Origin of the sequence: Draconibacterium sediminis, assembly GCF_000949475.1 — a bacterium.
GTDB lineage: Bacteria > Bacteroidota > Bacteroidia > Bacteroidales > Prolixibacteraceae > Draconibacterium > Draconibacterium sediminis.
This window is the reverse complement of record NZ_JRHC01000001.1, coordinates 2,434,113-2,447,234: the sequence shown is the minus strand read 5'-3', so window position 1 is coordinate 2,447,234 and position 13,122 is coordinate 2,434,113. Positions and strand designations below refer to the sequence as shown.

Annotated in this window: 6 protein-coding genes; 3 read left to right on the top strand and 3 right to left on the bottom strand. The window is 42.2% G+C overall.

Annotated features, from left to right (window positions below):
* Positions 1-55 precede the first annotated feature (55 nt).
* The gene (locus LH29_RS09505) at positions 56-502 is read left to right on the top strand and encodes a Dps family protein (RefSeq protein WP_045028132.1); all 447 of its coding nucleotides are present in this window, start codon (positions 56-58) and stop codon (positions 500-502) included.
* A 71-nt stretch (positions 503-573) separates the two neighbouring features.
* Here LH29_RS09505 and LH29_RS09500 read toward each other — a convergent pair whose 3' ends face one another.
* From LH29_RS09500 to LH29_RS09490, 3 genes are all read right to left on the bottom strand, one after another.
* The gene (locus LH29_RS09500; protein WP_045028129.1) at positions 574-1,866 is read right to left on the bottom strand and encodes a serine hydrolase domain-containing protein; all 1,293 of its coding nucleotides are present in this window, start codon (positions 1,864-1,866) and stop codon (positions 574-576) included.
* Positions 1,867-2,148: 282 nt separating this feature from the next.
* The gene (locus LH29_RS09495) at positions 2,149-3,828 is read right to left on the bottom strand and encodes a carboxylesterase/lipase family protein (RefSeq protein WP_045028126.1); all 1,680 of its coding nucleotides are present in this window, start codon (positions 3,826-3,828) and stop codon (positions 2,149-2,151) included.
* A 24-nt stretch (positions 3,829-3,852) separates the two neighbouring features.
* Complete coding sequence (locus LH29_RS09490) at positions 3,853-5,058, bottom strand: esterase (RefSeq protein ID WP_045028123.1); 1,206 nt, start codon at positions 5,056-5,058, stop codon at positions 3,853-3,855.
* Positions 5,059-5,901: 843 nt separating this feature from the next.
* On the opposite strand from LH29_RS09490, the gene LH29_RS09485 reads away from it, so the two are divergent.
* Positions 5,902-8,739: a TIM-barrel domain-containing protein gene (locus LH29_RS09485; RefSeq protein WP_045028121.1), complete on the top strand. Its 2,838-nt coding sequence runs from the start codon at positions 5,902-5,904 to the stop codon at positions 8,737-8,739.
* A 219-nt stretch (positions 8,740-8,958) separates the two neighbouring features.
* Entirely contained in the window at positions 8,959-13,116 is a 4,158-nt protein-coding gene (locus LH29_RS09480; protein WP_198152390.1) for a two-component regulator propeller domain-containing protein, read from the top strand.
* The last annotated feature ends 6 nt before the right edge of the window (positions 13,117-13,122 follow it).

Genomic DNA, 13,122 nt, shown 5'->3' with positions numbered 1-13,122 from the left:
GAAACAAAACAACGAATTGGAACAACAAAGTTTAATAAATTAAAATTTACATATTATGAAAGCAAAAAATCAAATTACAGTAGAGAAATTGAATCAGTTATTAGCAGATTATCAAATTCATTATCAAAACCTTCGTGGATTACACTGGAACATTAAAGGACAATTGTTCTTTGCCTTGCATGCCCGTTTCGAAGAGTATTACAACCAGGCTTCTGATGTTGTAGATGAAATTGCAGAACGTATTTTAATGTTGGGTGGTCAGCCGTTGCACACTTTCGAAGACTACTTAAAAACCGCGAAACTTGATGTAGTAGCCAACGTTTCGGAAGCTAAACCTGCAGTTGAAAGTGTTTTGGAAAGCCAACGTTATTTCCTGAAAAGCTTTAACGAAATTTTGGAAGTTGCCGGAGAAAATAACGATGAAGGAACGGCAGCTATGATGAGCGACTGGATTGGACATACCGAAAAAGAAATCTGGATGCTGGAATCATTTCTGGCATAACCCGAAAGTGAATTAACAAAAAAGCCTCGCAACATTGCGAGTCTTTTTTTTATGTTTTCACTTCAGAACCTTTAATCATCGATGGTTTGAAATACCAGCTGTCGAAATTTCCAACCGGTAACGTCGTTAACCGGACCTTGTGTTTGTTTCATGATAATACCAATCACGTTCTCTTCAGGATCGGCAAAATACTGAGTATTAAAATAACCGCCCCAGTTGAAAGTTCCCTCACTTCCTAAACCTCCTTTGTTCTGTCCTTTTTCGGTTACCAGGTCAAAAGCCAGCCCGAATTTAGTATCTGATTCTCCGCGAATAGCTCCAATTTGATTCGATAAAATTACATCAATCGTTTTCCGACTTAGCAGGCGAACTCCCTTGTATTGTCCACCGTTCAGATACATTTGCAGAAAAATGGCATAGTCTTTTGCCGTGCTCGACAAACCGGCTCCTCCTGAGAAAAATGTTTTAGCACCTTTTATCGGGTAATCAGTATCGTAAAAAGTTACGGGGTACTTTTGCCATTCGCCATTAACCTGAGTTTGAACTTCAACCACACGATCGATATTTTTTTCGGGTTGGTAAAACCAAGTGTCTTCCATTCCCAACGGATCGAAAATATGTGTTTTCAGGTACTTATCAAACGGCATTCCCGAAACTATCTCGATAAAATATCCCAACACATCCAAACCTTCACTGTAGGTAAACTGTGCTCCCGGTTCGTGGTGCAATGGCATTTTTGCCAGCTTCTTTACACTTTCTTCAATGGTAATATTTTCCGTTGTGAACAGGTCGGTAACACCGGCTTTTTTGTAAAGCATCTTAAAACGTTCATCGCCATCAATTACTCCGTAACCAATACCCGAAGTATGAGATAACAAATGACGAATGGTGATTTCGTTTTTTACGGGTACTCCGGTCCAGGTGGTATCGCTGTACCTAAAATTGGTAAGCACCTGCTGATTTTTAAACTCGGGGATGTATTTCGAAATGGGGTCATCCAACTGAAATTTACCTTCTTCCCAAAGCATCATCACCGCTGTTGACGTAATCGCTTTTGATTGTGAAGCGATACGAAAAATAGCATCACGTTTCATTTTATCACCGGCTTCATTGGCAACTCCGTACGCTTTCCAGTGAACAATTTTTCCGTTGCGTGCCACCAAAGACACAATTCCCGGAAGATTACCTTTAGCCACTTCTTCTTCACACATTTTATCGATGCGCGCCAAACGTTCGGCAGAAATACCGACACTTTCGGGTGGCATCTCCTCCAGTTTTGGTGATTTTATAATTGAACTGGTTTGGGCATTCGATACACCCAAGAGAAAAATGCATAGCGTAAAAAGTAGTGTTAACTTCTTCATTCGGTTTAAATTTTAGTGGCCCGATTTTCAAATAATCGATGGGCCGTGATACCTGGTTTCATTTTATGCATTCAAAGATACAAATTACTATTTCCACACAACTCTTCTTATTGTGACAAAAACAGCAGAAAGCCAAACGCCTTTCGGCGGTTGTTGTGCACTTATTTTATGGGAATAATAAACGGTTGCATGCTACTGCTTAGTCATTTGTAAAAACAAATACAGGGGAAACATTTCCCCTGTATCAATAAAAATAGAATATTTGGTAAACTCACTATTCGATTACAACATTTCGCGTACCTCCCGATCCGGATCATTTTTGGCCACGCAAACATCATTCAAAATCATCACTTCGCCATTTTCGGCTGTGAATTTTGGCCAGGCCGGCATACTTTCGCAATTCGGATCACCATTTTTCATAAACGAGAGTAATGCATCCGACATCTTTTCCGACAATTTACGAGGTCGGGCTCCGCCACCTGTGTGTGTCAGCATCAAATCGGTGTTGTAGAACCAGAAACAAATATCGAGACAGTGGAAGGCCCGCATTCGGTTATCAAATAACGGGGGTTCCCACCCGAACCAGGCCATATAAACCGGTGCCCCCTGCTTGCTTTTGGCAGTGGCTGTTTCAACCGCACCTTTCCGATTACTGGCTACCAATGTCATAATTTCAATTGGTTTGGCATCTGGAAATACTTTTGCATATGCATCGTATACTTCCGGTGCTTTGTCGCCCAAGCCCCCTCTGAATCCGGCACGGTCCTTCAGCATTTCTTTGGCCTGCTCATCTGTTATTTTTTCCATTTCGGGCATTGTCCGTGCCATTCCCCACTCGTGAAAAGTTGTACAGATCAGCATTGGTACATCGGAAGAAACACCACTTGCTTCAGAATAAAATGTTCCTTTTGGAATGTTCACTCCGTCAGCTACCGGTGCAAATCCTATACGTATCAACCCACTTCCACCTTCCTCTTCGCGCATTTTCTGACTGGCTCTGTTGGCAATAAGAATATATTCCTTCCAGGGGATTTCCTGCAGTTTATCAATTTCCGAAGCTTGTAAGCCGGCTTCTTTTAATACGTATTCTCCCAGCTTTTGTGCATATCCCTGATTCATACCCTCGGTAGTTGAACCGCTTAGCGGAACAGCTTTATGCACCAAACCTTTTGCTGCGGGCATGGCGGCCAGAGTACACACTTTGGCACCACCCCCCGATTGGCCCATAATGGTAACATTGCCCGGGTCGCCACCAAAATTGGCAATGTTCTGGTTCACCCATTCCAATGCAGCCACCATATCGAGTGCACCAACGTTTCCTGAATCTTTATATTTTTCGCCACCTACTCCCGATAGGTCAGAAAAACCGATCGGTCCCAGACGGTGGTTAATCGAAACAAAAACAATATCGCCTTTTCGGCTAAGATTTTCACCCATGTATCCATCCTGCTCAATACCATTTCCGTTGGTGTAACCGCCGCCATGCAACCACACCATAACAGGGCGTTTGTTGGTGTCAAGAGCCGGTGTCCAAACATTCAGCTTCAAACAATCTTCGCTTACATCGTCGTAATTCCAGTGGTCAACAAACGATGAATAGGCATTGCCATAACGGCCATCCATAAGCTGTGGAGCTGTATTTCCCCACCAAACTGCCGGTTTAATATCGTTCCACGGTTCCGGTTTCTGGGGCGGCATAAAACGGTTTTTACCACCCGTATCTGCGCCGTAAGGAATACCTCTGAACTGTGTTATTCCACGTAAAATAAAACCTTTTACTTTTCCGTAAGCGGTATCGGCAATGGCAATATCGTCGCCAATAAAAAGTATTTGCTCGTCGTCGTTTGCAGCTGCCGATTCAGCAGGGGCTGCACATGATGCAAGCGGAAGTGCTGTAGCCAGACCAAACCCGGCGGCTCCTGCTCCCATGGTTTGAAAAAAGTCTCGTCTGTTAGTCTTCATAATTTTATGGTTTTAGTTAGTATTTTATTTGAACAGCAGTGGCGCAAAAGTATTCAGGTAAATGCGCCAGTTGGCCCAGGTATGTCCGCCCGAAGTTACAAAAAACGTGTGCTCGCAACCGGTATCGGTAAGCATTTTATCCAGTGTTTTTGCTGATTCGAAAAGGAAATCAGTATCGCCGCAAGCCAAAAAGTACAATTTGTAACCTTCCTTGTTTAGCGCTTTAAACTGCGTTTCATAGTTTTTCATAACTTCCTCCTGATTGGAATTATCATTTCCGAATCTCATTCCGATTCCCATACTTAAGGGGCAGATGTAATCGAAAAATCCGGGATACATTAATGTAGTGGAAATAGTATGGCCGCCACCCATTGAAAGACCGGCAATAGCACGATGTGCAGGATCAGCAATCACACGGTAATTTTTTTCAATGTAAGGAACAATATCTTTCACAATACTTTTTACATAAAGATCTCTGTTTGCCGGGTCCCGGTAATCATATGCTTTTACAGGCAACTGAGTAGTGACAGCCGCCATTTGATTCGCATTTCCGTTTGGCATTACACAAATCATAGGCTCGGCAAGTCCCTTCTCAATCAGGTTATCCAGGATCTGACGGGTACGCCCCATCGAACTCCAGGCGTCCTCATCGCCACCGGCGCCGTGCAACAAGTACAATACCGGATAACTTTTCTCACTGGTTTCGTAAGCATAAGGCGTGTAAACAAACATTCTCCGGTTCAGATTGGTTGTTGGGGAATCGTACCAAACCTGATGAAGGTTTCCACGTTCGTTTGCTTCGAAATAATTCTCGGTAAGTTCGCCGGGAACCAGCAGAACACTTAAGTACCGGGTACCATCGCGCTGCACAAAAGTATTGTTCGGATCGTTTACACTTGTTCCGTCAACAATAAAACTATAGGTATAAAGCTCTGGTTCAGGTAGTGGTATAGTTATCGACCACAATCCTTTTTCATCTTTGCTTAGATCGAGAGCACCGGGCACTTCCATTTCGCCAAACGAGGTTTTCATTTTAACCGTGGGCGTAAAACCTCCTGTAATTTTTACTGAATCGGCATTGGGAGCCAAAAAACGGAACGTTACATCTGTTTCGCTAATCTCGGGAGAAATGATAGGTTCGCGCCCCATAAAATTTGAAAGTTCCTGGGCATAGGAGATGGAAAAGCAAGCCAAAATAACGATGGCAAGAAAGAGTCTTTTTTTGTTCATAAAAGTTTATTTATTGGTTTTCTATTAATTTTCAGCTACAGGTTAAGTAAAATAGCGATTAGATCTATTAAATGAAATATCGAAAATCTGATCATTGGATAAATTTTGAGTGTACGTGTATTCGATTAGCCCATTGAGCACTGTAATATTTCTGAGTGCACAAAATACCTGCTGTACGAAGAACAATAATCCGGGATTTGGTAGTCCTATGACAAACAGGAACATTATTTTCTTCATAATTTGGTATTAATTAACTTTCATATTTGTTCTCAATTCTTTTTCGTAATTGAGATTTGCCTTTGACTACACATTACTCAATACGTTTAAATGACACATTAAAAGTATTCAAAAAAATCCGACTTTTCTGAAATCATCAAAACATTCAAGATTTGAAACTTGATATTTCAATCAAACCTCTTCCATAAATAAAAGCGTAAAGCAGAACTATTTACGTTTAAACGTCCCCTCTTTGTTGAACGAAACTGCTTGCAGCGGATAACATTTTATACACCTAGTTTTTACATTTTATACAACACTCTTATCAAAATACCTCCTCTTGCGAAACAAAATCTCAATCATTATACATCACTTCAATCTATTTTTACACCAGCAACAAAATACAGTTGCCCAACCAAAAATCGTTTTAATGGAACAAAATCATAAGTTCAATAATTTAGTTAGTTAGATGTTTTATATGGATTTAAGTTCGGGCAGGTTACACAGGCCTGCCCGCAGCTTAAATCCTCGAAAAACAAAACTGGCTTCAGCGTGAAAATGCCTGTAATAGCAAGTGTTTCACACAAATAATCCATAACTTGAATACAAAACAATTATCTATACAAAATGAAGCAAGTATTTTTATTTCTGTTAATTGGTATTTTGGCTGTTTCCTGTTCGCAAAAGAATTGGGAAAAAACCCAGGATGCCGTAATTGTTTACCCCCAGAAAGCCGGCGAGCAACAGGCGCAGGCCATTAAAATTACGCCTGTACACGACGAGATCATTAAAGTTTCGGCAAGCGCAACCAAATCTTTCAGTACAAAAGAAAGTCTGATAACCGTTCCTCTGGAAGAAGCGGTTTCGTTTCAGGTAGAAGAAGACGGCGAAAATCTGATCATCTCAACAGCAAAAACCAAAGTTGAAGTTTCTACCTTAACCGGGGAAGTTCTGTTTATGGATGAGAATGGCAATCCAATTCTTCAGGAAAAGGAAGATGGTGGAAAATCGTTCGGGCCAATTGAAGTTGATGGCGTTAGCGCCTGGTCTACGCGTCAGGTTTTCGAATCGTCAGACGATGAAGCTTTGTACGGACTTGGCCAGCACCAGGCCGATGAAATGAACTACAAAGGAAAAAACGAGGAGCTCTTCCAGTATAACACAAAAGTGTCGGTACCCTTTATTGTTTCAACAAACAACTACGGACTGCTTTGGGACAACTACTCGCTTTCGCGTTTTGGCGATCCTCGCCCTTATGGACAGATCGATCAGTTTAAACTTTACGATGCTGAAGGAAACGAAGGCGGTTTAACAGCTACCTACATCGACAATAACGAGAACGACCATGTGTATACAATCCGCACGGAATCGACGATTGATTACGAAAATCTGGAAACGATCGAAAATTTTCCTGAAGGTTTTGATTTTAACCACGCCCGCATTGTTTGGGAAGGCGATATTGAGCCGACGGAAAGTGGCATTTTTCGTTTTCTGTTGTATTATGCAGGATACACCAAAATTTGGGTAAATGGCGAACTGATGGCCGACAAATGGCGTACGGCATGGAACCCATCCGTGGCTAAATTCCAATACGACATGAAAGCCGGTGAAAAGTACCATGTAAAACTCGACTGGATTCCTGATGGTGGTGTTTCATACATCGGATTGAAGGCGCTATCGCCGGTTGAGCCTGATGTGCAGAACGATATTTCGTTCTACTCGGAAATGGGCGACCAGATCGACTATTTCTTTATGAAAGGAAACAGTATGGACGATGTGATCAGCCGCTACCGCACACTTACCGGAAAAGCCCAGGTGATGCCAAAATGGGCAATGGGTTTCTGGCAAAGTCGCGAGCGCTACAAAACACAGGAAGAACTGGAAAGCACTTTGAAGGAATTCAGAGAAAGAGAAATTCCTATCGATAATATTGTGCAGGACTGGTCGTACTGGGAAGTTGACAAATGGGGAAGCCAGGAATTTGATAAAGCTCGTTTCCCTGATGCCAAAGGAATGATCGACATGGTGCACGATAACAACGCCAGAATATTGATTTCGGTGTGGCCTAAATTTTATCTGGGAACCGAGCATTACAACGAATTCGACAAAAATGGCTGGATGTATAAGCAAGCCATTAACGACAGTATTCGCGACTGGATTTACCCGGGGTACATTGGTTCGTTCTACGATGCCTACAGCGAAGGTGCCCGAAAACTTTTCTGGGAACAGATTAACGAGCACTTATACTCAATGGGAATCGACTCGTGGTGGTTGGATGCTACCGAGCCGGACATCCTTTCAAATGCAAGCATAGACTATAGAAAAGAGCTGATGAATCCGACGGCTTTGGGATCATCAACACAATATTTTAATGCTTTTGCACTGATGAATGCCAAAGGCATTTACGAAGGTCAGCGCGAAGAAAATCCTAAAGACCGCGTGTTTATTCTTACCCGATCGGGGTTTGCAGGCATGCAACGTTACGGAACAACTACCTGGAGTGGCGATATTGGCACCACCTGGGAAGATATGAAAGCTCAGATTTCGGCAGGTATCAACTTCTCGATGTCGGGACTCCCCTACTGGACAATGGACATTGGCGGTTTCTGTGTGCAAAAGAAATTTGAGCGTGCCACCGAAGGCAGTGAAGCCATGAAAGAATGGCGCGAATTAAATACCCGCTGGTACCAGTTCGGAGCATTTGCTCCGCTGTTCAGGGTTCACGGGCAGTATCCGTACCGCGAGATTTACAACATTGCTCCGGTAAATCATCCGGCGTACAAATCGATGTTGTACTACAACAAACTGCGCTACCGTTTAATGCCATACATTTACAGTTTAACCGGTGCAGTTTATCATGACGATTATACCATTATGCGTGGTTTGGCGATGGATTTTTCTGACGACCGCCGCGTGCTGAATATTGGCGACCAGTTTATGTTTGGCCAGTCGTTGCTGGTTTGCCCGGTATACGAATACGAAGCCACAAAACGCGATGTATATTTCCCCAACAACGGAGGCTGGTATAATTTGTACACAGGTGAATTCCTTGCCGGTGGCCAAAAGTTAAGTGTGGAAGCACCTTACGAAAGAATGCCGCTATTTGTTCGCGAAGGTTCTATCATTCCTGTTGGACCAGAGATTCAGTACACCGACGAGAAAAAAGGTGCACCGATTGATATTTACGTGTACACCGGAAAAGATGCTTCGTTTAAATTATACGAAGACGAAGGAACAACTTACGCTTACGAAGGTGGCGAATTCAGTACCATCGAATTTTCGTATTCCGAAAGTGACAACAGCCTTGTTATTGGCGCTCGAAACGGCGAATATCCGGAAATGGTTAAAAACCGCGAATTCCGAATTATAAAAGTTTCGCGCGAACAACCGGTGGCTATGCTTGGAAAAGCAAACGATGCTAAAACAGTAAACTACCAGGGAGAAAAAATTACCGTTGAATTGTAAACCTGAGTTAATCTTTTAAAGAATTCAGGTAATGAACAAACAGATTTAGTTGATTTGAATTACGGGGAACAGAAATTCCATTCTGTTTCCCGTTTTTATTTTTATGCTTACTTTAGCAAAAGTCGAAAACCGGACTTTTTAAATGAACGATTGAAACCTGAAATGAAGTCTTTACTGCATAAACTCTTACCGTTTATATTCATTGTTAATCTTGTAATTGTGCCAGCACTAAGCACACAGGCTACTTCCATTCCCGGGAACGAGCCTTATAAGTTTATGCACCTTAACATTAACAACGGCTTATCGAACAACGAAATAAGAGCAATATTAAAAGACCGGCAAGGTTTTATGTGGTTCGGAACAGCGCAGGGTTTAAACCGCTATGATGGCACAGGATTTAAAACATTTCTGCACGATTTTAACGACAGTACCTCGATACCATTTAACGGAATTGAATATTTGTTTGAAGACATTGACGGCCGTTTATGGATTCGTTCCTATGCCGAATTTACTATTTACGATCCCGTACTCGAACGCTTTTCAACACCGGGAGAAAATTACCGGAACACAGGCATTCCAATCGCCGGACTGCAATCGTTTTTTACCGACAGTAAAAACAACACCTGGCTGCTGAACGCCAACTACGGTTTGTACAAGTTCAATCCTGCAAACCAAACAGTTGATTCGATACAGTTTGTATCAAAAGCTGACAGACCCAATTACGATAATTCCTTAAGCGATATTGCAGAAGATGGCAACCACATGATTTGGGTGGTATCAAAAGCCGGCGAGCTTCTTCAAATCAATCCGGAAACCAAACAAACCGAGCAGACATTTTTTCTGGGCGATGAAGTGATGGATGAAGCTAATAACTTCCAGCTTTTTATCGATTCCGACAACGACATCTGGATGTATTCGCCCGGTATACCTTATGGCGTATTCTTTTTTGATCATCAATCGAAAAAAATAAGCAGATACACACAGTCGTCATCTCTATTTAAACTCTCCGCCAATTTGGTTTCGTCGGTTATTGAAGACGATAACGGAGCCATATGGATAGGCACTGATCACGGTGGGATTAACATCCTAAACAAGCAGAAAAAAACCATAAGCGTTCTACAAAACAATAGTGAGAATCCGTTCGGAATTGCGCAAAACAGTATAACTTGCCTGTATCGCGATAATGAAAATATTATTTGGGCCGGAACCTATAAAAAAGGCATTAGCTACTTCCACAAAAATCTTATTCCTTTTAACCACTACAGGTACTCGGCCGAGGCGCCGAACAGCTTACCGTACAACGATGTTAACTGCTTTGTTGAAGACAATCGGGGAAATCTGTGGATTGGCACTAATGGTGGTGGATTGATTTATTTTAACCGCAGCAAAAACACCTTTAAAAGTTATTTGCACGATGCTGATGATCCCAACTCCATCAGTGCCAACGTAATTGTTGCGCTGCATATCGACAGTAAAGGAACGTTTTGGGCCGGAACCTACCAGGGCGGGTTAAACCGTTTTAACGGAACAACATTTAAACATTACCTGCACGATCCGGATAATCCAGGTTCCCTGTCGGACAACCGCGTTTGGTCGATTTTTGAAGATTCGAAACAAAACCTTTGGGTCGGGACATTAAATGGCGGGTTGAATCTTTTCGACCGCTCGGAGGAACAGTTTATTCATTACACAGCAAACGATATAAATTCGGTCGGCTCCAATTTTATCATGTCGATAATGGAAGACAGCGGGCAAAACCTCTGGCTGGGAACTTCCGCTGGGCTTGATGTATTAAACCTGAATACCAAACGTTTTACGCATTACGATGCCGATCCGAAAACACCCGGAAAATTAAGCGACAGCAATGTAAACGACATACACGAAGATGTACGGGGCTTAATTTGGGCGGCAACAACGCAGGGTTTAAACATCTTAAATAAAACACAAGGCACTTTTAAGGTTTTAACAGAAGCCGACGGGCTGGCCAATTCCAACATAAAAACCATTCAGGAAGACGAAAACGGAAACATATGGATTGCCACCTTAAAAGGAATATCAAAAATCAGCGTAAAAAATTATTCGCATCAACTGCCCATTGCGAACATCGATGTTGATATCGAAAACTTTGGCTTGCAGGATGGCCTGCAGGGAAACGAATTTAACCAAAAAGCAGCTTACCGAACACGCTCCGGAGAGTTGATTTTCGGCGGTGCCAACGGGTTCAATTTATTTAAACCCGAAGATATTGTGGTTCAAACGCCCAACGATAAAATCGTGCTAACGAACTTTAAGGTATTCAATCAAAATATAAAAGTTAACGAACCTTTCCGAAAAAGGATTATTCTGGATAAATCGATTACCTACCGCAATCAAATTACCTTAACACACAAAGAGAATGTGTTCTCGGTTGAATTTGCGGCAATCGGCTATTTTCATCCCGAGAAAAACAATTTTCAATACCAGCTAAGTGGCTTTAACAACGAATGGATGGAAGTGAATCGCGGCATGCACGAGCTTACATTTACCAATCTGAATTCAGGTGATTACCAACTGCGCATCAGGGTAAGTAACGATAACTCCAACTGGCGCGAAATGAATCCGCCTCTAAGCATCAAAATTCTTCCGCCATTTTGGGAAACCGGCTACGCCTATATACTTTATATTTTGGTTATCGCCGGCTTGTTATTTATAACCTGGAGGATTTTGGCCGAACGCCAGCGACTGAAATTTGAGGCCGAACAGGAACACCGCGAAGCCGAACGTATTCACCAGGTCGACACATTGAAAACCAAATTTTTCACGAATATCAGTCACGAATTTCGCACACCACTTTCGCTGATAATCGCCCCTATCGATAAATTAATTGAAAACAGTAAAAACGACGACGATAAAAAACACCTTATTCTTATTCAGCGAAACGCCCGCCGATTGATGGCAATGGTAAACCAGTTGCTTGATTTCAGAAAAATGGAGCTCCAAAAAATTAAAGTAAATAAAAACTGGGGCGAGATGATCGGTTTTATTCACGAGATTTCATCCTCGTTTGAAGACCTGATGGAAAGTAAAAATATCTCGTTCCACTTTTCAAGCAGTCACAAAAGCCTGTACACTTATTTTGATAAAGACAAAACCGATAAAATATTTACTAACCTGCTAAGTAATGCCTGCAAATTTACCAACAGCGGAGGTAAAATAAGCCTGGATATCAACCTGGATTCATCAGCCGAAAAACCTGTTTTAACAGTAAAAGTATCGGATACGGGAATTGGTATTACACCCGAACAACAGATGCAGATTTTTAACCGCTTTTACCAAACCGATAATACGGGAACAGAAATAAATCAGGGCTCCGGAATTGGTTTGTCGATGGTGAAAGAATACGTTACCCTGCTGGGAGGCGATGTTAATGTTGACAGCCAGCTGAACGAAGGAAGTATATTCACGGTGGAAATTCCTGTGGAGTTGTTTACTGAAGAAGAAATAGCTGCCAACAAAGAGCTTGAAGTAGCAGAACGTAAAACCTACAAACAGCCCACATTAACAAAAACCGATAAAGCTCCGGCTATCGACCGGGAGAAAAAAACGCTGGCGATTGTTGAAGACAGCTCCGACCTGCGTTTCTATTTAAAAGAGAATTTTAAGGATACCTACAATATTATTGAGGCAGAAAACGGAGCAGAAGCCTGGGCGAACTTTGAAAAACAATTGCCCGATATTGTGATCAGCGATGTGATGATGCCCGAAATGAACGGTGTTGAACTGTGTACTAAAATAAAATCGAACAGAAAAACCAAACATATTCCGGTAATCCTGCTAACGGCAAAAACCGATACCGCACCGGTTGTTGAAGGTTACGAGTCGGGTGCCGATGCCTACCTTACCAAACCTTTCGACTTTAAAGTTTTGGAATCGCGTATTGAAAATCTATTGCGCTCGCGCGAGCAGCTGCGCCGGTCGTACCAGTCGATGATCGGAATCAGCCCTGAAAAGATGGAGGTTGACTCGGAGGATGAAAAGTTTATAAAAAAAGCCCTAAAAATTGTTGAGGCGAATATATCAGAAGCGTCGTTTACCGTTGAAGATTTTGGTACAGAAATGGGGATGAGCCGCGTTAGTCTTTACAAAAAACTGCTGGCTTTAACCGACCGAACGCCCATTGAATTTATCCGCGTTATTCGTTTAAAACGAGCTGCTCATCTGCTCGAAACAAGTCAGCTTTCGGTATCAGAAGTGGCGTACCAGGTAGGCTTTAACAACCCGCGGTATTTCTCGAAATATTTTTCGAAAGAATACGAAATGCTGCCATCAGAATACATCGAAAAAAACCGGAAGACCACAAACGATCTGTCAGATGATGTAAAAGACAAATTCTCTTAGTGAAAG